The following is a 24,001-nucleotide window of genomic DNA, read 5'->3' as shown; positions in this document are numbered from 1 at the left end:
ACGCGCAGGTGATCCCCAAAACCAAGAGATCACCCTGCAACCAGCATACCTTTGTCCAGCCGCAACACCCGGTCCATGCGATGCGCCAGGTCCAGGTTATGAGTGGCGATCAGTGCTGACATGCCGGTCGAACGGACCAGTTCCATCAAGGTATCAAAGACGTGATCCGAAGTGTCCGGGTCCAGATTACCGGTCGGTTCATCGGCCAGCAGCAGGCTGGGTTCATTGGCCAGTGCCCGGCAGAACGCCACACGCTGCTGTTCGCCGCCAGACAATTCCGCCGGTCGGTGATCGGCGCGGTCGCCAATATCGACCCGCGACAGCAGGTCCGCCGCCCGCAATGTCGCTTCGGCGCGGTTACAGCCATTGGCAAGCTGCGGCAGCATCACGTTTTCCAGCGCGGTGAATTCCGGCAACAGGTGGTGAAACTGATAGACGAACCCGACATCTTCGCGCCGTGCGGCGGTGCGTTTGCGGTCCGGCAGCCCGGTCATGTCCTTACCGCAGATCTGCACCGTTCCGGCATCGGGCGTATCCAGCAGCCCGGCAATATGCAGCAGGGTCGATTTGCCCCCGCCCGACGGGGCCACCAGCGCGACCACTTCACCATGCGCGATGGTCAGGTCGATCCCGCGCAACACGTCGACCGCGCCGGGCAGGCCCTGATTATAGGTCTTGGTGAGGCCGGACAGGATCAGGGCGGGTTTATTCATAGCGCAGCGCCTCTACCGGGTTCATGCGTGCCGCCCGGCGGGCGGGGAAGATGGTGACGACAAAGCTCAGCCCCAGCGACAGCGACACCGCGCTGAGCACGTCGCCCAGTCGCAGCTGCGCCGGAAGCTGGTATATGCCGCGCACCGCCGGGTCCCAGACACCGCCGCCTGCGACATAATTCACCAGTGAAAAAATCGGGTCGATATAGACCGCGAACAGGCAGCCCAGCAGCACGCCAAAGAGAGTGCCGATCAGCCCGGTAAAGGCACCGCAGATGAAAAACACCCGCAGCACGGAGCCTTCGGTCAGTCCCATCGTGCGCAATATGCCGATATCGCGACCCTTGTTTTTCACCAGCATGATCAGGCCGGACACGATGTTCATTGCTGCGATCAGCACCAGGATCGACAGGATGACGAACATGACGTTGTCTTCGATATCCAGCGCCCGCAAGAAGCCGCCCGAGGCATCGCGCCAGGTCCATACCTGTGTTCCCGCGCCGCCCGCTTGCAGCAGTTCAAGGGTCAGATCGTCGACCTTTTCGGGATCCGACAGCATCACCTCCATCTCATCGGCGACGCCATCGCGGTTGAAATAGCTCTGTGCCTGAGCAAAAGGCATGTAGACCCGGACCCGGTCGATGTCATAGCGCCCGGCAGAGAAAATATAGACGACCTCGAACGCCTTGACCCGGGGCGAGGTGCCAAAGGCGGTCTTGACCCCGTTGGGCGAAATCACCTTGATCTTGTCGCCCAGAGTGACACCCAGTTCGCGGGCCACGCCCGACCCGATGGCGATGCCGTCGGCAAACCGGGAGATATCGCCACGGCCGGTATCTTCGGCCACGATGCGGGGGATGGTTTTCAGATCGTCAAGCGCAATGCCAAAGACTTCGATCCCGGCATTGCGATCGCGGGCGCTGGCCATCACCTGCCCCTTGACCAAGGGCGCCACCCGCGTGACGCCGGGGACCTGACGCAGCCGGTCGGCCATGCCGGTATAATCGGCGATGGTCTGATCAATCCGGCCGGTCGCAGGATCGACGGTGCCGATGGTATAGACGGTGGCATGGGCGTTGGCACCCAGAATGGTATCGACGAATTCGGCCCGAAAACCTGACCGCACCGCCAGTGTGGCAATCAGCGCAAAGACCGCCAGCGTGATGCCGATCAGCGAAATCCAGGTCATCACGCTGACCCCGCCTTCGGCGCGGCGGGCGCGCAGGTAGCGCCAGGCGATCATCCATTCGAAAGGTGCAAAAGGTGCAGTGCTGCCCGCCATCATCCGGCCCTTTATTGTCAGTTGCCTCAGAGGTGACCCAGCGGCGGGCGGAGGTCAAGTTTCAACTTTGAAAGGCGGGGCCTTACCTGATCTGCGGCGCGGTCTTGCTGGTGTCGGCGGAATCTTCGGTCCAGGAAATCCGCAGATCGACCCGGCAGGCCCCGTCCAGCCGGTCCGCCTTGATCCGCATTGTCATCAATCCGTCAAGCGGCAGGATCAATTCCTTGTCGCCATCGCTCAGCGTGATCTCTCCTGCTGCGATGCCTTTGGTCAGGGCATTCAGCAGTGTCTTGATCGTCTTGCGGTCCTGCAGCGACTCGTGGCGGAACTTGCCGTCTGGATGGCTCATGCGGGCAACCTGCCGATGGCGCTGTGTTCGGGATGGAAATGTTTCGCCTGCGGGAAATCCGCGCTCAATCCGATGATATCGCCGGAGGGGTGGATCAGCGTCGCGCCCGCGCCGATGCCGGACAGCCCTTCCAGCCGGCGCGATGCGCGGTCAAGCGTCACGTCGCCTTCGAGATGCAGCAACCCGCGCTTGGCCAGAAGCCGCTGACCGTGGTGGTTGTTCACATGTCCCTGCACGACCATCTTGATCCCTTTCGCATGAAGACAACGCACTCCGGCGTCGGTCAGGTGCTTGTCGGTTTCACGATACTTGGTGCGGACAAGATTGGCCACAGGTCCGAAATAGAAGGCAAAGGGATCCCTGCGGGCCTCATGGCGAAACCGGGCATTGACCGCGTCGGGTCCGCCCGCGGCCAGCAAGGCGCACATTGCATCATCCAGACCGGCATGAACGAACAGCAGCGACCCGCTGCGCTGGATCATCTCCATCCGGTCATAGAACCATGCATAGGCCCCGCCGGGCGCGAGGAACAGGTCCCTGCACATCAGCGCGGCGGCATAGACCATCCGCATGGTCATCCCGGCCTTGGCGACTTCGGTGTCGAACTGGCCCTGCTTGGACCGCAGGCGGCGCAGTTCCTTGCCGATTGCGGAGGTGGACAGATGCGCGGCGGCACGGTCCGGGAAGGCCCGCGCCCATTTTTTCGACGGAAAGATCCGGGCCCGGCAGGTCGCTTCGTCGGGCAGATCATGCATCAGGTCGGCGGTCGGGAACCGGTCCCAGACTTCGCGCAGCAAGGGAACTGTTTTGCGCCCCATCCGCACGAAGAGATGTTCGCTCAACGTGCTGCGCGGCCCGGTCAGCGCCTGCACCGCCAGCATGAAGCGCAGATCGTGATTGCCGGCCAGCAAATGCACATCCGCGCCGCTGGCAAGAAGCGCGGCCAGCGCGTCGAGCATGTCCAGATTGCTTGGCCCCTTGTCGAGACAATCGCCCCCGACCACGATCTGCGCCTGCCACCCGAACCGGGTCAGCGCGAAATCCGCCGGGCGCGGGCCAATGCGGCGGATCGTACCCGCCGCCGCCAGCGAGCGCAGGAACCCTTCGGCGTCGGCATGGGGATCGGACAGGAATACGATCGGGCGGCCGGGCCATTGCCAGCGCCCGTGGGTGGCGGCGGTTTTCAAGCTTTGCTGCACATCGCGCAGGCTGGCATGGGTGCCGCCCCCGGAATGCCCTTCGGCCAGCGGCCACGCCGTGCAGCGCCGGGGCAGCGTCGCAAAATCGCAAAAGGCATCGCATACGGTTGGCAACAGCGCGGCAGGGCGCTGCCGCATCAAATCTTGGTCAGCCAAGGGTGAGGTCCTCAGTCCAGCGCAGTTTCCTGACTGCGGCGGGGCTTCCAGGCGCCACCGCAATGGGACCAAGTATCATTGCCTTTGTAACACAGGAGTAACGGTTGGGCATGATACATGCTGAATCTGGCGATTTCCGCGAGGGTCAGCACAGCCAGATCATGCGCCGCATGCCGGAACGCAGCGCCGTGGCCGAAAACCAGCGTCAGCAGGGGCGGGTCCGCTACGGCGGGCTGCGCCACCAGATCACGGAGCCATGCCGCGACCCGCGCCCCGGCCATTTTCAGCGATTCCGCCCCATGCAGCGGCAATTGGTAGTCCCGGTCAGCCTTCCAGCCCGGCGGCGGCACGTCAAAGCGCGGGTCGCGGCGCAGCACCTCCTCGATTTCCCCAATCGTCAGGTTGGCGGCGCTGCCGAGTGCGCGTTCCGACAGGTCCGGCGTTTGTTCAATCCGCAGGGCGTGGCCTGCGGATATCAGGGTTTCGGCCACGGTCTGCGCCGTCTGCCATGCACGCAATTGCAGCGACGAATGGGCGACCGGATCAAGCCGCCAGCCGTTTTCATCCAGCAACCGGACGATCCCGTCGCCGCAGGTGCGGGCCTGCGCGATGCCTGTTTCGGTCAACGGGTAAGGTTGCAGGGCGCTTGGCGTGTCCGGGCGCTGATGATAGGCGCCGTGCCGTATCAGGGCGACAATGCGCCCGTTCATCCGCCGGAACCCAACAGGCGGTCCGCGATGGCGAAAAGCGCGTCGAAATCGACCCGGCCGGACACTTCGCTGACCCGCACCCCGTGCAGGGCGTGCAAGTATGGTGCGGGATCAAGCGGCGTGCGGTCGGTCAGGAACCGCCCGCCTGCATCTTCGTAGAACGGTCCGGGGCTTTTCATGATCGCGGCAAGCAGGTCAGGTCGGTCGGGCAGCGTAACTTCGGTTACCGCGGTCGGCGTTGCGCCGTCGCGCTGCCAGTTCAGGACCCAGAAATCGGTCAGAGGCGCGTCCATCTGCATCCGGCCGGGTCCATAGATATCGGGCACGATCAGGTCGTATTTTTCTTCCAGATCCCACAGGTCGCCGGGCGGCATAGCGGCCAGTTCAGCCAAACGATCCTCCGGCAGCAGCGGGTGCAGGCGTGGATTGTGCAGAATGGTGCCCGGATTGATCCGGGGATGCTTGGGGATGCCAAGAGCCTGAGGCACGGGATCGCCCGACCGCACCATGAGGCGGTCGTTGGACACGAAAGCCGTGCCGGGAATATCCATCTTCCGCAGCACCGAGGTCGACTTTCCGCCGCCCGACAACCCGGCAACGGCCAGCGTCGTGGTCCCGGTGGTGACCGCCGCCGCATGGCAGATCTGCCAATTGTCGCGCAGACAAGCGTTCAGAACCTGAGTGTTGGCGAAATTGATCATCTGGCTGGGATTGTCATGCACCGGGCCGAACGCCACCAGCGCCGCGCGCGATTGCAGGAAGGTCACGCCGGTACGCCGTTTGTGGATCAGCCGCCCATCGGCAAGGTCGTGAACGGCGTCCTTGCGCCCGGTTTTACCCGGATCGCGCGCCCAGTCGATCCAATCGGGGGCCGGGTCGAGCGTCTGACCGTCAAGGATATCGATCTCGATATCCGCCGGGCCGTCCGTGGTCAGGATTTCGGAGAAATATTGCGCCAGTTGGCTCCGCAACGGGTCGAGACAATTGATCCGCAAGCGCAGGGCGCCGACCGCGATCAGAATCGGCGGGGTGTCGCGCAAGGCCGCCCGGTCGAGCCTGTCGAGTACATCGGAAACACTGAGCAGGGTCATGCTGCGACCTCTTTGATGACATGCCGGGCCAATAGCGCCGCCGCATCCATGCCGCAGCCGTCGCGCGCGCCGCGAAACCCGCCAAAGGCCGAGACTTCGAACACGATCGGACCCTGCGCCGTCATCGCCACATCCACGGTGGTGAAGCTGAGCCCGAACGGGGCCTGTGCCCGGCGCGCCAGGTCGATCAGGTCGGGGTCCGGGTCATAGGGCGCATATTTTCCGCCGCTGTGAATGGTGGTGTTCCAGGTATCGGAGGCCGAGACCCGCGCATAGGTACACAGGTAATCGCCGTTCAGGAACACCATTCCAAGGTCCTGTCCCGAGAGGTCCAGTTTTTCCTGAATATACATGACCGGGTTCCCGGCGGCGAAATCGCGGATCTGCGCGGCAGCCCCTGCCCCGCTTTCGATCACATACATGCCGCGCGCCTTGGTGGAATACAGCGGTTTGAACACCGCGCTGCCGTAAAGATCGACCGCTGCTTCGGCTTCGGTCAGATCTTCGGTCACGCGGGTGCGCGGCATCGGGATATCGGCCAACCGAAGCGACATGGTACAGGCCAGCCGGTCGATCAGCCGCAGGATCGCTTCGGGGTTAGAGAAGATGCGAACGCCGCGGGCCTGGGCCATGCGCAAAAGTTCCAGCCGGTCCAGAACGTGCGGAGAGTAGGTTTCGCTGATCTTCTTGACGATCAGCGCGTCATAGCTGCACAGGTCTTCGCCGTCATGCATCAGCGCGCCGCTGTCGAGATCCAGCATCACCCGGCTCATGTCGATCACCCGGCGTATTCCGGTGCGCGCTGCGACCGCGTCGGCCAGTGCCTCGGTCGACCATTTTCCCGGGATACCGATGATCCCGATTTTAGGTTCAGCCACGAAAAAGCTCCTTAATCGGCAGTTTCAGCCGGCTTTCTTTGCCCGGCGGACAGGCGATGGCAGTTTCCAGCAGGAACCGCGCCCGCACGAACATCCGCCGGGCGTGGGATTTGTCATAAACGAAACGGGTCGAGGTGGCAAAACTGCGCGCCAGGCCCAGGGCCAGCCGGTATTCGAAGGTCTTGTCGCCCTGAGACCGGGCAAATCTGGCGGCCATGTCATGCACGTTGGACGCCACCTGCGCCACCCGGCGCCGGGTTTGCGCATCATGCGCCTGAAGCCGGTAATTGGACACCATGAAGACCGACACGTCCTGCACGTAATCCATGAACCGCGACCGGTGTAGGTCGATGAAATGGATTTTATTCTCGGTCGCGTCGAAAATCACGTTGTCGAGGTTGAAATCGCCGTGAATATGGACCGAAAAAGGCGCGGGCAGACCTGTTTCACGGTCAGCGGCGCGGCGTACCGTCGTTTCGAACCCGTCCAACCCCAGATCGCCGATCCGCGACGCGGTCGTTTCGAATTCCGGATGCACCCGGTAGACCTCCGGCAGGCGTTTGCGCAACTGCTTCATTGATGCCATGTCGGCCGGTTCGTCGGTCCGGGTGCGTTTCCAGATGTCGCGCAGCGTCTTGGCCAGAACCACCTGCACCTGTTCCAGATCGGCGTCGCTTTCGCCCAGCAGCACCTGTTCAAAGGTCTGTCCGTGCAGATATTCGATCAGCAGCGCGGCGGATTGGCCGCTTTTTTCATAAGACAGGATCTTGGGGGCCAAGCCGGGATAGATCGAATCCCAGCGTTTCACGCCAGCGCGTTCTTCGCGGACCTTGCCCAGGTCTCCGTCCTTGAACACCGCGTCGAAGCTGTCGCCCGCCGTGTCCCTGGCCCGGACCCCCGCGATGGTGCTGCCCGAACGGGTTTCGGCCAGCGGTTCGAGTTCCAGATCGCCCGGCGCTCCATCGGCGTCAGACAGCATGTTACGGAGCGAAAAATAGCGGTCGAAATGAACCGATTGCCCGATGCTTGCCGACAAGATCGCTTCGCTCGTCGCTTGCAACGCGTTGCCCATACGGTGAATTTCATTTGCCGCAAGCAGGCTGATCGCCAGATCCTCGGTATGTTTGGATTTGCGCATGTCGCGGGTATAGGTGCGGAACAACTGGTCATAGTGCGCATCCAGTTCGGCCTTGGTCCGGCCGATCTTGATCGCCATTTCGCTGTCGCGGGATTCGATCGCGGGCAGGATCGCCCTGATCCGCTTGCGCACGCGCCGAATGATCTTGGGATAGGCTTCGGGACGCAGCAGGGCCTTGTGTTCGACCTCTTCGGCATGTTCAAGGCTGCGCCGCGCCATGCGCGCGATCAGATCGAGATTGCGCGCCACCAGCGCCGCATTGTGCAACTGTGCCTGCGCTTCGCGGGTGGTTTTCTTGGCGGCAAGGCCGCGCAAGGCCGCGCTTTGCACCCGCGACCACAGGTTATAGGAATAGCCCGCCCGCAGGATGACGTTTTGCGCCCTGGCCGGATCGGGGGCTTCGAAATAGGATTCGGCACTGGACAATTGCCCATCCAGTTCGGCGCAGAGGAAATGAAGGTTTTCGCGCACACCACGGGGCAGTTTAGTCATCATAGACGCCCAGATAAACAGCGGGATCGCTGTCGGTCAGTGCGGCACCGAAGGCCGGGTGCAGCCGCTGTGCGGCCTCTTGCACCGGCACCCATGCGGTCGCGATCTGTGACCGGTCCGGATACGGGCCAAGCCGGGGCACGTAATCCGCAGGGACTGAGCAGGCGAATAAAATATCGATCTGGTGACGGCGCTGGCCGGTCTTGTTGCGGAAAACTTCGGCCACATGCAGCAAAGGCCCCACGGTGACGGTCGCGCCAATTTCTTCGGCGCATTCGCGGATCACGCACTGGATCAGCGTTTCGCCCGGTTCCTGCTTGCCGCCGGGCAGAGACAGGTATTTCCCGCGGGCCGGTTTGGATTTGACCTGCACCAGCAATTCTCCGTTCCGTACGATCACCGCCCGCGCGCAGGGACGCAGGCCTGCAAGAAATCCATTCGACGTCTTGTCCATGGGTGGTAAAGTCCAAATGAAACAGAATTGTATCGGATGCGCGGGTCTTCGGGAGGCTTCGAGAATGTCAGACCTTCAGATCACCCGCAACGCGGAATTTCCCGACACATTGCGCGTGGCACGGGCCCGGAGCCTGCCCAATCTGGGGCCGCTGATGTTGTTTTTTTCGGGCGGCAGCGCGCTGAACGAGATCGCTCAGGTTCTCAAGCTTTACACTCATAATTCGATCCATCTGATCACCCCGTTCGACAGCGGTGGCAGTTCTCAGGTTCTGCGGGACGCGTTCGGGATGCCTGCGGTCGGTGATCTTCGCAGCCGCCTGATGGCGCTGGCCGACGAATCCGTGCTGGGTCAGCCTGATATTTTCCGGCTGTTTTCCTATCGGTTGCCGGCGCGGGCGTCAGCGGCGGAACTGTCGGCGGAATTCACTGAACTTCTGGACGGGTGCCACCGCTTGATGAAAGCGATTTCCCAACCGATGCGAAGCCTGATCCTGTCGCAAATCAAGGTCTTTGCGGCCCAGTGCCCAACGGATTTCGATTTTGCCGGGGCCAGCGTCGGCAACCTGATACTGGCGGGCGGGTATCTGGCCAATGACCGGGCGCTGGAACCGGTTCTGTTTCTGATGTCCAAGATGGTGGCGGTACAGGGGACCGTGCGGGCGATCGTGGACCAAAATCTCGATATCGGGGCGGTATTGAGCGATGGCAGCATGGTGCCGACGCAACGATTGATGACCGGAAAGGAAGTGGCCCCGATCACCGCGCCAATCCGCGAGCTGTTCCTGTCGCAGAACGGTGCCCGGCTGTCGCGCGACGACGTTGTCCTGCCCAAGCGCAACCGCAAGCTTATCGGGCAGGCCGATTTGATCTGCTACCCGCCCGGCAGTCTGTATAGCAGCGTGATTGCGAACCTGCTGCCGAAACACACCGGACGGTCGATCGCGCAGCGGCGCGTGCCCAAGGTTTACCTGCCCAGCCTTGGCTCCGATCCTGAATGCCCCGGTATGAGCCTGACCGATCAGGTGGCGGCGATCCTTGCTGCCTTGCGGGCGGATGCCGGTGCGGATTGTCCGGTCGCGGATCTGATCAGCGTGGTGCTGTGCGATGGCGACAGTTTCGACGCCGCAGAAACCGCGCAACTCAAGGCGCGTTTCGGCCTTCCCTTGGTGGCTTTGCCCCTGAAGAAGGCGGACAATCCGCAGCGATACGATCCGGTAAAAGTGTGCGAAGCCCTGTTGTCGCTCACATGATCCGATAGCCCGGCAAGGGGGGCAAATCCCGGTCAGACCCAGATCGTCGGCGCGGCGCGCGCTCAGGCGCGTCCCGCGCAAGACAACTGTCAAGCCGTTCAAATCGTTCGGGCGCCGGGTGATCGAGAGGATTCCAGCCCGATCCCGCCCACCTTGCGCGCCGACAGTATAGGCGCGCCATGCTTGGAGGGGGCAACTGGTCACGGTGCTGAAGCCGATGCATTCTGCATTAATAAGTCGTACGCTTATTAATGCTTGACTCAAGTTAGGTAGTGCAATTACTAATTGTCGCATTCAGACCTATTGCGCAGACCGCAGGACGAGGAGGAACCGAAATGCAATTCTATGTGGACGGATTTCGTGGGGGTGACCCGGACATCAAGACCGCAGCTCCGTGCCGCCGCGATCGCGGTCCCTTCGCGCCATTGCCCGAAAAGGTCGACGTGCTGATCGCGGGCTGCGGGCCGGCGGGGCTTTGCCTTGCGGCTCAACTGTCGCAATTTCCTGAGATCGACACGATGATCGTCGAAAGCAAACCCGGCCCGATCGAAAAGGGTCAGGCCGATGGCGTCAACACCCGCACGATGGAGATGTTCCAGGCTTTCGGCTTCGCCGAAACGGTCAAGCGCGAAAGCTATTGGGTGAACCAGACCGCCTTCTGGACCCCCAACCCGGAAAATCCCGCGCATATCAGGCGGATTGGCCGGGTGCAGGATGTGGCAGACGATTCATCCGAAATGCCCCACACTCTGATCAATCAGGCGCGGGTGCATGAACTGTTCCTTGACGTGATGAAAAATTCGGCTTCGCGGCTGGAACCCGATTATGGCTGGGCGGTTCGGGATCTGACCATCGACACCACGACCGATGATCACCCGGTCACCGTGACGCTGGAAAATACCGGGGTGAACGCGGGCGCGACGAAAACCGTGCGGGCCAATTACGTGGTCGGCTGCGACGGGGCACGGTCGAATGTTCGCAAGGCGATCGGCGGCACGCTGCATGGCGATGCCGCGCATCAGGCCTGGGGCGTGATGGATATCCTTGCCAATACCGATTTCCCCGACGTGCGACAGAAATGCCTGATCACATCGGCGCATGAGGGCAACGTGCTGATCCTGCCGCGCGAGGGCGGGTACCTGTTCCGGATGTATGTGGAACTGGACAAGCTGAACGAAGACGAGCGCGTCAGCAGCCGCAATTTCACCGCCGAGCACATGATCGTGGCGGCAAACCGGATCATGCAGCCCTACACGATCGACGTGAAAGAGGTGGTGTGGTGGTCGATTTACGAAATCGGGCACCGGATGACCGACAAGTTCGACGACGTGCCCGAGGGCGAAGCCGAGACCCGTTTCCCGCGCGTCTTTACCGCCGGTGACGCCTGCCACACCCACAGCCCCAAGGCGGGTCAGGGAATGAATGTTTCGATGCAGGACACGTTCAACCTTGGTTGGAAGCTGGCGCATGTGCTGCAGGGCCGGTCCGAGCCGCACCTTTTGCACAGCTATTCGGCGGAACGCTGGGCCGAAGCCAAGCGGCTGGTCGATACCGACCACGAATGGGCAAGGATCATGTCCGCCCCGCCGGGGGAATCCGAACTCGACGGGTCCGACATGCCGAGGTTTCAGAAACAGTTCATCGAGAACCTTGAATTCACCGGTGGGCTGGCGGTGCAGTATCATCAATCGGCACTGGTTGGCGCCCCGGCCCATCAGGGTCTGGCCACCGGCGAAGAGATCGGTCGCCGGTTCCATTCGGCCCCGGTGGTGCGGCTGTCGGATGCCAAGCAGATGCAGCTTGGCCATGCCGCAGAAGCCGATGGCCGGTGGCGGATTTACGCCTTTGCCGGGAAAGACGATAGTTCGGATCGCGGGTCGAAGATCCACACGCTTGCCGACTGGCTTGAATCCGATCCGGCCTCGCCGGTGGTGAAATTCACCCGCGCGGATGAAGATATCGACGCGGTCATCGACCTGCGGGCGGTGTTCCAACAGACCTTCGACCAGCTTGCCTATGAGGACATGCCGTCACTGCTCAAGCCCAGAACGGGCAAACTGGGTTTGCAGGATCATTCGAAAATCTTCTGCGTGGATCACAAAGGGGCGGGTGACATTTTTGACATGCGCGGCATTGACCGCGACCGGGGTTGCATGATCGTGGTCCGTCCCGATCAATACATCGCCCATGTGTTGCCTTTGGAGGCGCGTGAATATCTGTCGGATTTCTTCGAACGCTTCCTGCTGCCCGCGAACCAAAGTTGACCCTGCGCCAGTCAGAAAACAATGGGTGCCCGAACAACGGGCACCCAGTCTGAAAGTTTTCACCGAAAACGTGAACGGCACGGGTCGGTGTTTCGCAAGTCTGGTTCCATCGAACAGCTTTACTTCATCCGCTGCGCCCAGTGGTGTTGCACCTGATCCCTGCATCTGTACCAAGCCACCGCTGCGGGCAGGAACCAAGGTTTGCCGGTATAAAACGGGCGGGTCGGATGACGCAGATCGTCGAAAGCCGTCCTGCCTTCGGACAGGCCCAGTACTTTCTGACCCAACCGCATCCCCAAATAGCCTGCCATCGAGACCCCGGACCCGCAGTAGCCCAGCGCGTAATGTACCCCGTCATGGATGCCGATATGCGGCAATTCGTCGAAACTATAGGCCACCATACCGTTCCAAGCGTGCGACACCCGATACTCGCGGAGTTCGGGAAAAATCCGGCACATCGCCTGATAAAGTCTTGGGGTGCTGATATGCGGGTCGATCTCTCCGGCTGAAACGCGACCGCCGAAGGAAACCCGCCTGCGGTCCGGTGTTGCGCGGTAGTAATAGATGACCTTACAGGTATCGCCGACAACGCGGTCGGTTGGAAACAGGTCATCGACCAGTTGTTCCGGCAGGTCTTCGGTGACAATGATGTAGCTGCCGATCGGGATCACCCGACGAGCCAGCCAAGGCACCAGTTTGCCGCTATAGCCGTTGGTGGCAACGATCACGTCGCGCGCCAAAACCGTGCCATTGGCGGTTTTTACAGCAAATCCCGCGCCGGTCCTTTCGATGTCTGAAACGGTGCAGTGCCCGACCACCTGCGTTCCCGCCGCGATGGCGAGGCGCAGCAGTTCACGATGATATTTCGCCGGCTGCAAGGCGCAGTGACGCGGGAATACGACGCCGCCAAAATAGCTGTCCGTGCCAAGTTCGCTGCGCTGGTCATGGCGGGGGACAGCGAAGCTTTCGATGCCTTCGCGGCGGCGCATCAGCTCTGCGTCGCGCACCAGCGCTTCGTAATGGCCCGGCGTATGCGCCGCATGAAATCGCCCGGAGCGGCGGAAATCGCAATCCAGCCCTTCAGAAGCCACGAAATCCCCGATCCAGTCCAACGCCTGCGCACCTTCGTCGCGTATCGCGCGCGCCTTATGCGCCCCGAATTTCGCCGACAGTGCCTGCAGCGAAGGTTTCACGCTGGTGCTGACCTGACCGCCGTTTCGGGTTGAGCAGCCGAATCCGGGATCTTCGGCATCCACGACCAGCGTCGAACGTCCACCGCGCGCGGTCATGATCGCCGCGTTCAGGCCGGTATAGCCCGCGCCGACCACCAGAACATCCACCTTGGCCGGAAGCGGCCCGGACGTATCCGGGGCAGGCCCCACCTGTTCAAGCCAATACGGGCTGTGACGAATTCCGGTCAGGTCCACGCGTCTATCCCTTCAGCCGTTCAAATTGCGATACCGACACCAGCCCATGGCCTGCCTGTCGGGGTCACTTATTGCCTTTCGCGGCCAGCCCCAGAAGCGTCAGGCAGAATTCGGTCGCAACCGCCATGTCCTGCACCGAAATCCATTCAAGCGGGCCGTGGATATTCTGCATCCCGGTAAACAGGTTTGGTGTCGGCACGCCCATTTCGGTCAGCCGCGACCCGTCGGTGCCGCCCCGGATCGGCACCGAAACCGGGTCCATTCCCAGTTCACGGCAGGCATCGCGGGCCAGGTCGACCGGGGTCATGTCGTTTTCCAGCCAATAGCGCATATTGCGGTATTGCGGACGGATATTGCAGGTGATGGTGGCGCGCGGTTCGGTGGCCTGCACCGCAGCACAGACCTGTCGCAGCAATTCACCCTTTTCGGCCAAACCTTCGCGTTCGAAATCGCGCAGGATCAGCTTGATCTTCATCTCCGACGATCCGCCGGTCATTTCGGTGGCATGAATGAATCCCTCGACCCCATCGGTGACTTCGGGCGTCATGGTGGCCTGTGGCAGGGTCTGGATGATTTTGGACGCAAGGTGGATGGCGTTCACCATCTTGTCCTTGGCGAAACCGGGATGGATCGACACGCCGGTGATCGTGATTTCGGCCCCGTCGGCGGAAAAGGTTTCATACTCGATCTCGCCCACCTTGCCGCCGTCAAAGGTATAGGCGAAATCGGCGCCCAGATCCTTGGGCAAGGGCTGGGACACGCCGCGCCCGATTTCTTCGTCCGGGGTGAAGGCGATGCGGACCGGGCCATGCGGAATATCGGGATTTTCCAGCAGGTGGCGGGCGGCAGTCATGATGATCGACACACCCGCCTTGTCATCTGCGCCCAGCAGCGTGGTGCCCGAGGCGGTGATGATGTCATGCCCCTGCTTGCCAGCCAGATAGGGCGACACTTGCGGCGACAGCACCAGCGATGCGTCGTCGGGGAAACTGATATCGCCGCCATTATAGCCCCGGATGACCCGGGGCTTGACGCCGGTGGCATTGAATTGCGGCGCAGTATCGACATGGGCCAGCAACCCGACGGTCGGCCCGTCAACAGTGCCCGGGATCGTTGCCAGAACGACGCCGTAATCGGTGAGCTGGACATCCTGCGCCCCGATTTCGGTCAGTTCGGTTTCCAGCAATCGCAGAATATCGAATTGAATATCCGTGCTGGGGGACGTGGACGAGTCTTCGTCGCTCTGGCTGTCGATTGCAGCGTAGCGGACGAGACGATCTTCGAGTTCCCTGTCGAATTTGGTGTGCATGAGTTTCCCTGCCTTTCGACGCGAGAGGACTGGCTGTGCCGCGAAGTGTCAAGCCCTCGCCCCGGGGTGGAACGGCGAAAAACGCGCCGGGGCGCAGGGTCGCTCAATGCTGACCGCTGATGTTGCGCCGCATTGCCCATTGATAAAACCGTGGCGAGGCACGCATCATCCACGATGCCAGCCTTGCCACCCGGCCCACCGGGATGAATTCCCGGCCTTTTTCGACACCGCGCAGGATCACCGCCGCAGCATCATCGGGCAGCATGTAATCGACCCCGTCCGCCGCCGCGCCGGGCCGCATGATCCCATCGCCGGAGCGTTTGTCATTGCCGATATTGGTCGCCACGAAACTGGGTGCAGCGATCAGCGTACGCACACCGAAGGGGGCTTCTTCGGAACGTAGCGATCCAAAGAACCCCTCCAACGCATGTTTCGACGCAGCATATGCGGTACGGTTGTGCAGCGGCGCAAAGCCTGCGACCGATGAAATCGCCAGGTGGGTACCGCCGCATTGGCGCACGGCCGACAGAAAGGCGCGGGCCATGCCCACTGCGGCAAAATAATTGATCTCGAACACCCGCCGGTGACTGGCCTCATCGGTCCCGGCGAAGGGACCGATCTGCGACACCCCGGCATTATAGATCACCATGTCGATGGAGGGGCGCGCCGTGATCACCTTCGCCGCTGCCTGCCGCAGGGCTGCCGCGTCGGTCAGGTCCACTTGCACCGGTGTCCGGGTTTCGCCCGGGTCCAGCCCGTCGATATTCACGTCCATCAGCACACAGTGCCATCCCTTGGCTTCCAGCGCTGCTGCCAAAGCCCGTCCCAGCCCGCCATTGCCGCCCGAAATCACCGCCGTCTTCATAGACCTGCCCCCCGTTTCCACAGGGTGAACACCGCGGCAGAGCTGAGTTCTGGTTCATAGCCGAACACCTGCTTGAGCCGGTCATTGGCCAGCACCGGGCGGTATTGCAGGAACCGCACCTGTTCAGGTCCATAGCGCGACAGGCGTAGCGGATGCGCAACCCCAAGCGCCGCCTTCAGTGCCCAGGCAGGCAGTCGCAGCACCGGTTTTCCCAAGGCGCGGGCCAGATCATCGACGCTGAGCCAACCGTCACCCGCCACGTTGAAGATGCCCGGCGGGCCGTCCGTCGCCGCCCGTTTGACGATCCGGGCCAGATCGCGGGTCCAGATGAAAACGAACGGGCTGTCGCTGCCCCGGATCGCCAGAATTCGCGGGCGATGGAACAGCGCGGTGATCTGGTTTTCGACCCCTGCCCCCAGCACGGTTCCGACCCGCAACACCACCTGTTCCAGGTCGGGATGCGTTTTGCGCGCCTCGGCCAGCATTTCCTCGACCAGCCGTTTGTGGTCGGAATAGGCGAATTCGGCATTGCCCCGGCAAGGATCGGTTTCGCGCAGCGGCACCGGGTTGTCGGCGTGATAGCCATAGGCGGCGCCCGAACTGGTCACCACCAGCCGTTTCACCCCCTGTTTCACGCAGGCGTCGAGCACGTTGCGGGTTCCGGTCACGTCGACGGCATAGGCGTCTTGCCGGGTCATCCCCGGCGGCGGGGTGACGATCGACGCCAGATGCACCACGACGTCGGGGGTTTCTTCCGCGATGATCCGCGCGGGGTCGGCGCCGGTGACGTCCATCCTGCGAAACCGCACCGCGTCCGGCAATTTTCCCCGCGCCAGATCGGTGGCGACGATATCGGCATATGGCAATTCGTCAGCCAAGGCCCGGCCCACCATTCCGGCCCCGCCGGTGATCAGGATATTGGTCATCGGCGCGCCTTCGTCCGGTTCATGACAGCGGCCAGCGCGATGCCGGAAATGGCGTGCCAGATCCCCCAGAATGCCGCGACCACGGCCATGCCGCCCAAGCCCCCGAAGAAGCTGAAGATCAACACCAGTCCGAGGCCCGAATTCTGGATGCCGGTTTCGATCGTGACAGCCCGGCGGTTGAAGGGCGAAAGCCCAGCCACCGTGGCGGTGGCATAGCCGCCGCCAAAGGCCAGCGCATTATGCAACACCACAAGCCCCGCGATACCGCCAGCATAGGCCAGAAACTGCGCCCAGTTGGCCGCCAGAGCCAGCACGATAAAAGCCACGAAAATCCCCATCGACAGCCATTGCAGCGGGCGCCGCATCCGCGCCGCCAGCCCGGGCCGTTTGGCATTCAGCGTCACGCCCAGCACCAGCGGCAGGATCAGCATCAACCCGACCGTGATCGCGATCTGCACCGGGTCTATTTCGGTCGCGCGCAGGATCGCCGCTGAGGGTTCATAAAGACCGCCCCAGAACGCAATGTTGAACGGGGTCAACACGATGGCCCCAACCGTCGCCAGCGCGGTCATCGACACAGACAATGCGGTGTTGCCACCGGCGCGGTGGGTGATGAAGTTGGAAATATTACCCCCGGGACAGGCCGCCACCAGCGTCAGACCCAGCGCCACCGACGCCTGTGGCTGAAGCGCGAGGATCATCAGGAAGGTCAGCAGCGGCAGCACGATGAATTGCGACAGCAGCCCGACAAGCAGCGGTTTGGGCACCTGCACCAGCAGCTTGAAGTCGCTAGGCCGCAGATCGATGGCGATGGAAAACATCACAACAGCAAGGATCGCGTTCAGCAGCATCAGCGAGCCGGGCGCAAAATTCAGAACAGCCTCGTCTATCATGCCGAGGCTCCTTCAAGCTTGCCGATCCATTGGCAAACCGATTTGCGATACGTCGCCTTGTCGACGTAATAGGCCATGCGCGGCAGGTCGATATAGTTCATTCCCCCTGTCGCGCGGACAAAGCCGTCATGTTTGGTTTTCTGCAAGCTGCGGGCCGCCGCGTTGCCGTCGCGCAATCCTTCGATATAGCGGACAACCATTTCGGCCTGTTCATAGCGCCCCTGCCAGCCAAGGCCCGATGCCTCGACCATGCCAAGCACGAAAAGGTCGTCGCGGTCTGGATGCATGCAGTTGAGGTAGAGATGCGGCGCATCGCCTTGCCAGTTGAGCAGCGCATTGTCGATGAACGGATAGTCGAGCTTGTAGCCGGTGGCGGCGAGGACCATATCGTAATCCGCCTGCGTCCCATCTTTGAAATGCACCGTGTTGCCGTTGAACCGGTCGATATCGGGTCGAATCTTGATGTCGCCATGACCCGCATGATAGAGCACCAGCGAATTCACCACCGGGTGGCTTTCGTAGAGTTTGTAATCGGGTTTGGGAAAGCCGTATTTCTGCGGATTGCCGACGAACCATTTCAGGATCAGACCATCCACGACCCGTTTCAGCGCCATCGGCAACTTGACCGCACCGCCCAGCGTATCGGCCGGTTTGCCGAAAACGTATTTGGGTACGAAGTAATAGCCGCGCCGCATCGACAGGTCGCAGACCGTGCCATGATGGATCGCGTCGACCGCGATGTCGCAGCCGGAATTGCCCGCCCCGATCACCAGAACCCGCTTGCCGTCGAACTGGCTGGCGTTGCGATAGGCCGAAGAATGGATCAACTCGCCGCTGAAGTCGCCTTTGAATTCGGGCATGTTGGGCGTGCTGAGTGTGCCGTTGGCGATCAGCACCCCGGCAAAGGTCTGAGTGTGTTCGCCCCCGGCGTCGCGCCAGGTGAGTTCCCAACCGTCGCCGGACCCACCCAACGGTTTGCACGACAGTACCTCGGCCCCGAACCTGTAATGCCGGTAGAGGTCGAAATGGCGGGCGTAATCCTGAAAATACCGCTTCAGTTCCCGATGCGACGGGTATTCCGCCACGTCGTCGCGCATGGGAAAATTGGCAAATTCCGTCATCTTCCTGGACGAAATCAAATGCGCGGAGTCATACATCGTGGAACGCGGCGCATCGATGTCCCACAGCCCCCCGACATCGGTATGCAACTCAAAGCCCTGAAAATCGATCCCATGCTCGGCCAACAGCTGCGCCGTTGCCAAACCCATCGGCCCCGCCCCTATCAGGGCGAGCCGGTCGCGCGCTTCGATCATAGTATCCTCCCTTAGATACTCTTAACTTGAACAGTTGTTCAAAATAAGGCAAGATATTTTCATGACCACCACAGAACCATTTGATGCCAAACGTAAAAGAGCGCCTTCGAAGCGGTCTCTGGCAACCCGAAAACGGATTCTAGATGCCGCCGAGAAGGTGTTTGCAGACCGGGGATTCGACGGGGCGACCATCCGCGACATCGCATCCGAAGCCGGTGAACCGGTCGGGTCGGTGCATCATCATGGTGGCGGCAAGGAGGTGCTGTTTCATCAGACGGTCGCGCGCCGGGCCGAGCCGCTGTCGCGCGCGCGCCTCGATGCGCTGACCCGGCTGCGCGATGAGGGCGCGTTAACGATGGAAACGCTGCTGTCGGCCTTCATACGACCGTTTTTCGACCTGTCCCGGGAAGACCCCCGCTGGCGCGACTATGCCCGGCTTGTCGCCTTTGCATCGGCTGACGACCGCTGGCAGATGATTTCGCAGGAATGCTTCGACCCCACGGCCGAGGTTTTCCTGTCGGAAATCGTCGGCCTCGCGCCCGGTGTGCCCCGCCACGAGGCCGCCGAAGGGTTCGTATTCTGTGTCTCGGCGATGCTGGCGCTGCTGACCTCACAGGGACGGATCGGCGCGCTTGGCGGCACCGCGGCACCCGAAGACGATCAAATTCAGCACCTGGTCCGTTTTTGCGCGGCGGGCCTTACCGCCCGCCGGTGACGGCGATTGCGGACCCGTCATGACCGATGCGGCCATGAAGCGACGCCGGCGAATTCGGAAATGTGTGGTGCATTCCAGTTGTTGACGGACCACACCCCAATGTACAGGATGGGAGTAGTCAGAGGAGCACATAGTCGTCGCCTCTCTGAGTGCCGCAAGTATTGACCGCAGAAGGCCGCGAAATCACGCGGACCGACATGATATGCGACCGGTACAAGACTGTCGTTATTAGCGTTTTTTCAGAACTGGTATTTAAAGCCCGCTTAAACATGCTAAATAATGAATATAACATGATTCGTCGCTGGGGTTCCCATGAAATTTTCATATATTTCGATGCTATTACTCTTCCTTGGATCGACGTTGTCGGCCGAAACTCTGGCTGTCAGGCTTGAGCCTGTCACGGAATGGAAGCCCGTCTACGGCGAGATAAAGGCGCGCAATCTGCTGCCGGCGCGGGCGCGGATTTCCGGCACGTTGGTGTCACTCGCGGTGACCGAAGGGGACAGGGTCGAAGCCGGACAGGTCATTGCGACGATCGAGGATGACAAGCTGGGCGTGCAGATCGACGCCTTGAACGCCAACCTCGATTCTCTGGAAGCCCAGATGACCAACGCCGAAGCAGAACTGACGCGCGGCAAGCAATTGCTGGAACGTGGCACAATAACCGAACAGCGTCTGGACGCGCTGCAAACGGCGGTGGATGTTCTTGTCGGTCAGATCAGTTCGACCGAAGCGCAACGCCAGGTGATCCGTCGCCAGATCGAAGAAGGCGACGTTCTGGCCCCGGAAGCGGGGATCGTGCTTGCGGTTCCGGTTTCGCAGGGATCGGTCCTTGGACCGGGAGAAGCGGTGGCTCAGATCGGCAGCGGCGGCGTGTTCCTGCGCCTGTCGATCCCGGAACGCTTTGCTGGCGCATTTGAGGAAGGCGACGAGATCCAGATCGAAGGCAGCGCGGGGCAGCGTACCGGTACGATTGCCAAACTCTATCCGCAAATCCAAGGTGGCCGGGTACAGGCGGATGTCGAGGTAACGGACCTCGATGATCGCTATCTTGGCCTGCGGCTGCCGGTGCGGCTGCCGGTCGGGGAACGTCAGGTGATCCTGATCCCCGAGGCGGCGTTGAGCCGTGGAGGCGGGCTTGATTTCGTGACCATCGAAACGCCGGAAGGCCCGGTTGGCCGCGTGATCATCCCCGGCATCGAGGTTATGCGGGACGGCGCCGTCTGGCGCGAGGTCCTGACCGGTCTGGAAGCAGGCGACCGCGTGGTGATTGGCAATGAGTAATCAAGGTTCCGGCCCAACCGGGGCCCTCGGACTCGCCGGTCACCTGACCCGTGCTTTCCTTGTTTCGCCGCTGACGCCGCTTTTCCTGCTGGCCTCTCTCGCGGTTGGGCTGATTGCGCTTGCTGCGCTGCCACGCGAAGAAGAACCGCAGATTTCGGTGCCTCTGGTTGATATTCATGTTCAGGCGGTCGGGCTGAAGGCCGGCGACGCGGTCAAGCTGGTGACTGAACCGCTGGAAACCATCGTCAAGGGCATCGACGACGTCGAACATGTCTATTCCGAAACCCGGGACGACGCCGTGATGGTGACGGCGCGGTTCATGGTCGGGGTGTCCGCCGATACCGCGATCTTGCGCGTGCGCGACAAGATCCTTGCCAATCTCGACCGGATCCCGGTCGGCATTCCCGAACCTTTGGTCGTCGGTCGGGGCATTAACGACGTGGCGATCGTTGCGCTGACCTTTGCGCCCGTTGAAGGGCAGGATGCAGTTACATCCGCCGATCTGACACAAACCGTGAAAGAAGTCGAAACCCGGCTTGCCGCGATCGACGATGTCGGCCTGACCTACATCATTGGCGGCACCGAAACGCAACTGCGCGTCAATCCGGACCCGTCGAAGCTGGCGCTTTACGGGGTCACGCTGCAACAGCTCTGGGGCAAGATCGAGGGGGCCAACACCTCTATCCCAGTGGGGATGCTGCGTGAACATGGCGAACAGGTCGGGTTGATGGTCGGCGAAACGCTGACGACCCCGACAGATATCGGCAATCTTGAACTGACGGCCCGCGACGGGCGCACCATATACGTGCGCGACGTGGCCGAGGTATCGCTGAAAACGGATATCGGCGGGCATTACGTGTCGACCCTGACCCGTAGCGACGACAGCGTGGAGCGCCGTCCGGCCGTCACGCTGGCCGTGGCCAAGCGCGCCGGGGCCAACGCGGTCGTGGTCGCAGAGGAAATCCTGCACCGGGTTCATGCGATGGAGGGCGATATCATTCCGTCCTCGATCGAGGTTGAAGTGACCCGGGATTATGGCGAAACCGCAGATGAAAAAGCCAATGAGCTTCTGTTTCATCTGGGCCTAGCGACGCTGTCCATCGTGGTTCTTGTGCTGCTGGCGATCGGTTGGCGCGAAGCGTTGGTGGTGGCAATCGTCATCCCCGTCACGATCCTGCTGACTCTCTTCGCCGCATGGATCATGGGTTATACGCTGAACCGGGTGTCGTTGTTCGCGCTGATTTTTTCAATCGGTATCCTGGTGGACGATGCGATCGTGGTGATCGAAAATATCGCCCGGCACTGGTCGCAAAAAAGCGCCGAACAGAGTCGGTTCGGGGCTACCGTTGCGGCTGTGGCCGAGGTCGGCAATCCGACCATCGTGGCGACGTTGACCGTGGTGGTTGCGCTGCTGCCGATGCTGTTCGTGTCCGGGCTGATGGGCCCCTATATGAGCCCGATTCCGGCCAACGCCTCGGCGGCGATGATTTTCTCGTTCTTCGTGGCGGTGATCATCACCCCGTGGCTGATGCTGAAAATCGCTGGTCGTGCGCCGTTGCACCATACCGAAGACAAGGATGGGGTGCCCGGTGGCGGTCTGGGCCGTGCCTATGCCGCAATCGCGCGGCCATTGCTGAAGCGCAAATCGACCTCGGTGTTTTTCCTGCTGGTCGTGGCGGTTCTGTCCTTCGGGTCGCTTGCCGCGCTCTATACCCGCGATGTGACGGTTAAGCTGCTGCCGTTCGACAACAAGTCCGAACTGTCGGTGGTGATCGACCTGCAAGAGGGAAGTTCCGTCGAGGCGACCGATGCGGTCGCGCAGGAAGTGGCGCGGATCGCGCTGGCGCTGCCGGAGGTGATATCGGTTCAGACCCATGCGGGCACCGCGTCGCCGTTCAATTTCAACGGGCTGGTGCGGCATTATTATCTGCGGATGAACCCCGAAATGGGCGATGTGCAGATCAACCTTGCACCGAAAGGTGAAAGGGATCGCAGCAGCCACGATATCGCGCTGGATCTGCGGTCCCGGCTGGACGAGTTGAAAGTGCCCAAAGGCACCGTTCTGAAGACCGTCGAACCACCGCCCGGCCCGCCGGTGATTTCAACCCTGATGGCGGAAATATACGGACCTGATGCCGAAACCCGTCGCATGGTGGCCGAACGGGTGCGGTCGGCCTTCGAAGAGATCCCTTACGTGGTCGACGTCGATGACAATTATGGCGAACAGGCGCGCCGCGTGCGGGTCGTGCTGGACCCCTCGGATCTGGATTTCTACCGGGTTCAGGAATCCGATGCGCTGACCACGCTGTCGCTGCTCTATGGGTCCGGCAAGGTGGGCTATTCGCATCGCGATGGCGGCCGGCGGCCGATCCCGATCGTGCTGTCGCGCGACCGTTCCGAACGGGTGCTGGACGCCACCGCGTTGTCGACACCGGTCCCGGCCGATGCGCTGCCGGGGGGACGCGGGGTTGTCGAGTTGGGTGATGTTGTGCGGGTGACGGAGGAAAAGACATCCTACCCGATTTTCCGCCATAACGGCATCGACACCATCATGGTGATGGGGGAAATGGCCGGCCGGTTCGAAGCACCGCTTTACGGGATGCTGGCGGTGAGCGACATTCTGGACGGCATGGAATGGCCCGAAGGCGTGAAGCCGGAAATTTCGATGCACGGCCAGCCCGCTGAGACCACGCATCCGACGCTGTTGTGGGACGGGGAATGGGAAGTGACCTGGGTCACGTTCCGCGATATGGGAGCAGCCTTTGGCGTGGCTTTGCTGGGCATTTACATCCTGGTGGTGGCGCAATTCGGCAGCTTCCGCCTGCCGCTGGTGATCCTGACGCCGGTGCCGCTGACCTTCCTCGGGATCATGTTCGGCCACTGGTTGTTCAACGCGCCGTTTTCGGCCCCCTCGATGATCGGTTTCATCGCTCTGGCCGGGATCATCGTGCGTAACTCGATCCTGTTGGTGGACTTCATCCGCAACGCCGATGACGATGGCGAGGTCAGTATCGATATCCTGATCGCGGCGGGAGCCACGCGGTTCAAGCCGATCCTGCTGACCGCGCTGGCGGCGATGATCGGCGCGGCAGTGATCTTGATGGACCCGATTTTTCAGGGTCTGGCGATTTCGCTGCTGTTTGGTCTGCTGACCTCGACCGCGCTGACGGTGCTGGTGATCCCGGCGATCTATCGCGTGGCGAAGATGTAAGGTCGTGTGACGCTTTATCGGATGGCCGTTTGCTTCGCCATGCGATGAAAGCGGCCATCGCAAGCGCATTGTTGAAACGG

Annotated in this window: 20 protein-coding genes; 5 read left to right on the top strand and 15 right to left on the bottom strand. The window is 61.8% G+C overall.

From position 1 onward, the window contains the following. Positions 1-29: 29 nt before the first annotated feature. The 9 genes from VOI23_RS11165 to VOI23_RS11125 all read right to left on the bottom strand — a co-directional run bounded on the left by VOI23_RS11165 (position 30) and on the right by VOI23_RS11125 (position 8,462). Positions 30-713 carry an ABC transporter ATP-binding protein gene (locus VOI23_RS11165; RefSeq protein ID WP_323784878.1) on the bottom strand — a complete coding sequence of 228 codons (684 nt, stop codon included), beginning with the start codon at positions 711-713 and terminating at the stop codon, positions 30-32. Continuing rightward, entirely contained in the window at positions 706-1,995 is a 1,290-nt protein-coding gene (locus VOI23_RS11160; RefSeq protein WP_323784876.1) for a lipoprotein-releasing ABC transporter permease subunit, read from the bottom strand. Before VOI23_RS11160 ends, VOI23_RS11165 begins: the two co-directional genes overlap by 8 nt. A gap of 82 nt (positions 1,996-2,077) precedes the next feature. Next, positions 2,078-2,344, bottom strand: coding sequence for an amphi-Trp domain-containing protein (locus tag VOI23_RS11155; RefSeq protein WP_323784875.1), 267 nt, complete (start codon positions 2,342-2,344; stop codon positions 2,078-2,080). After that, positions 2,341-3,699 (bottom strand): metallophosphoesterase family protein, encoded by a 1,359-nt coding sequence (locus VOI23_RS11150; protein WP_323784874.1) that lies wholly within the window; start codon positions 3,697-3,699, stop codon positions 2,341-2,343. The genes VOI23_RS11155 and VOI23_RS11150 overlap by 4 nt, the downstream gene beginning before the upstream one ends. Before the next feature lie 11 nt (positions 3,700-3,710). Then, positions 3,711-4,409, bottom strand: a complete 699-nt coding sequence (locus VOI23_RS11145; RefSeq protein ID WP_323784873.1) for a histidine phosphatase family protein — start codon at positions 4,407-4,409, stop codon at positions 3,711-3,713. Further along, the gene (locus VOI23_RS11140; RefSeq protein WP_323784872.1) at positions 4,406-5,500 is read right to left on the bottom strand and encodes an HprK-related kinase B; all 1,095 of its coding nucleotides are present in this window, start codon (positions 5,498-5,500) and stop codon (positions 4,406-4,408) included. Before VOI23_RS11140 ends, VOI23_RS11145 begins: the two co-directional genes overlap by 4 nt. Next, complete coding sequence (locus VOI23_RS11135; RefSeq protein ID WP_323784871.1) at positions 5,497-6,378, bottom strand: GAK system ATP-grasp enzyme; 882 nt, start codon at positions 6,376-6,378, stop codon at positions 5,497-5,499. The genes VOI23_RS11140 and VOI23_RS11135 overlap by 4 nt, the downstream gene beginning before the upstream one ends. Then, positions 6,371-8,008, bottom strand: coding sequence for a phosphotransferase (locus VOI23_RS11130; protein ID WP_323784870.1), 1,638 nt, complete (start codon positions 8,006-8,008; stop codon positions 6,371-6,373). Before VOI23_RS11130 ends, VOI23_RS11135 begins: the two co-directional genes overlap by 8 nt. Beyond that, positions 8,001-8,462, bottom strand: a complete 462-nt coding sequence (locus VOI23_RS11125) for an NUDIX domain-containing protein (protein WP_323784869.1) — start codon at positions 8,460-8,462, stop codon at positions 8,001-8,003. The genes VOI23_RS11130 and VOI23_RS11125 overlap by 8 nt, the downstream gene beginning before the upstream one ends. A gap of 64 nt (positions 8,463-8,526) precedes the next feature. Between VOI23_RS11125 and VOI23_RS11120 the strand changes: the two genes are divergently transcribed. Together VOI23_RS11120 and VOI23_RS11115 are read left to right on the top strand one after the other, a co-directional pair. Further along, the gene (locus VOI23_RS11120; protein WP_323784868.1) at positions 8,527-9,714 is read left to right on the top strand and encodes a GAK system CofD-like protein; all 1,188 of its coding nucleotides are present in this window, start codon (positions 8,527-8,529) and stop codon (positions 9,712-9,714) included. 335 nt (positions 9,715-10,049) lie between these two features. Beyond that, positions 10,050-11,978: an FAD-dependent monooxygenase gene (locus VOI23_RS11115; RefSeq protein ID WP_323784867.1), complete on the top strand. Its 1,929-nt coding sequence runs from the start codon at positions 10,050-10,052 to the stop codon at positions 11,976-11,978. Positions 11,979-12,097: 119 nt separating this feature from the next. Here VOI23_RS11115 and VOI23_RS11110 read toward each other — a convergent pair whose 3' ends face one another. The 6 genes from VOI23_RS11110 to VOI23_RS11085 all read right to left on the bottom strand — a co-directional run bounded on the left by VOI23_RS11110 (position 12,098) and on the right by VOI23_RS11085 (position 18,711). Continuing rightward, positions 12,098-13,405, bottom strand: coding sequence for an FAD-binding oxidoreductase (locus VOI23_RS11110; protein ID WP_323784866.1), 1,308 nt, complete (start codon positions 13,403-13,405; stop codon positions 12,098-12,100). A 64-nt stretch (positions 13,406-13,469) separates the two neighbouring features. After that, positions 13,470-14,714: a peptidase T gene (gene pepT / locus VOI23_RS11105; RefSeq protein WP_323784865.1), complete on the bottom strand. Its 1,245-nt coding sequence runs from the start codon at positions 14,712-14,714 to the stop codon at positions 13,470-13,472. A 103-nt stretch (positions 14,715-14,817) separates the two neighbouring features. Continuing rightward, complete coding sequence (locus VOI23_RS11100) at positions 14,818-15,579, bottom strand: SDR family NAD(P)-dependent oxidoreductase (protein ID WP_323784864.1); 762 nt, start codon at positions 15,577-15,579, stop codon at positions 14,818-14,820. After that, positions 15,576-16,505: an SDR family oxidoreductase gene (locus VOI23_RS11095; RefSeq protein ID WP_323784863.1), complete on the bottom strand. Its 930-nt coding sequence runs from the start codon at positions 16,503-16,505 to the stop codon at positions 15,576-15,578. The genes VOI23_RS11100 and VOI23_RS11095 overlap by 4 nt, the downstream gene beginning before the upstream one ends. Beyond that, on the bottom strand, positions 16,502-17,398 hold the full coding sequence (locus VOI23_RS11090) for a bile acid:sodium symporter family protein (protein ID WP_323784862.1): 897 nt from the start codon (positions 17,396-17,398) through the stop codon (positions 16,502-16,504). The genes VOI23_RS11095 and VOI23_RS11090 overlap by 4 nt, the downstream gene beginning before the upstream one ends. Next, complete coding sequence (locus VOI23_RS11085; RefSeq protein ID WP_323784861.1) at positions 17,395-18,711, bottom strand: flavin-containing monooxygenase; 1,317 nt, start codon at positions 18,709-18,711, stop codon at positions 17,395-17,397. The genes VOI23_RS11090 and VOI23_RS11085 overlap by 4 nt, the downstream gene beginning before the upstream one ends. A 61-nt stretch (positions 18,712-18,772) precedes the next feature. Here VOI23_RS11085 and VOI23_RS11080 point away from each other — a divergent pair, with 61 nt between their 5' ends. The 3 genes from VOI23_RS11080 to VOI23_RS11070 all read left to right on the top strand — a co-directional run bounded on the left by VOI23_RS11080 (position 18,773) and on the right by VOI23_RS11070 (position 23,921). Beyond that, on the top strand, positions 18,773-19,426 hold the full coding sequence (locus VOI23_RS11080; RefSeq protein ID WP_323784860.1) for a TetR/AcrR family transcriptional regulator: 654 nt from the start codon (positions 18,773-18,775) through the stop codon (positions 19,424-19,426). 312 nt (positions 19,427-19,738) lie between these two features. Further along, complete coding sequence (locus VOI23_RS11075) at positions 19,739-20,710, top strand: efflux RND transporter periplasmic adaptor subunit (protein ID WP_323784859.1); 972 nt, start codon at positions 19,739-19,741, stop codon at positions 20,708-20,710. Continuing rightward, positions 20,703-23,921, top strand: a complete 3,219-nt coding sequence (locus tag VOI23_RS11070; RefSeq protein WP_323784858.1) for an efflux RND transporter permease subunit — start codon at positions 20,703-20,705, stop codon at positions 23,919-23,921. Before VOI23_RS11075 ends, VOI23_RS11070 begins: the two co-directional genes overlap by 8 nt. The last annotated feature ends 80 nt before the right edge of the window (positions 23,922-24,001 follow it).

Origin of the sequence: Thalassovita sp. (genome assembly GCF_034670005.1) — a bacterium.
Taxonomy (GTDB): Bacteria; Pseudomonadota; Alphaproteobacteria; order Rhodobacterales; family Rhodobacteraceae; genus Thalassobius.
This window is presented reverse-complemented; position numbering and strand designations above follow the sequence as displayed.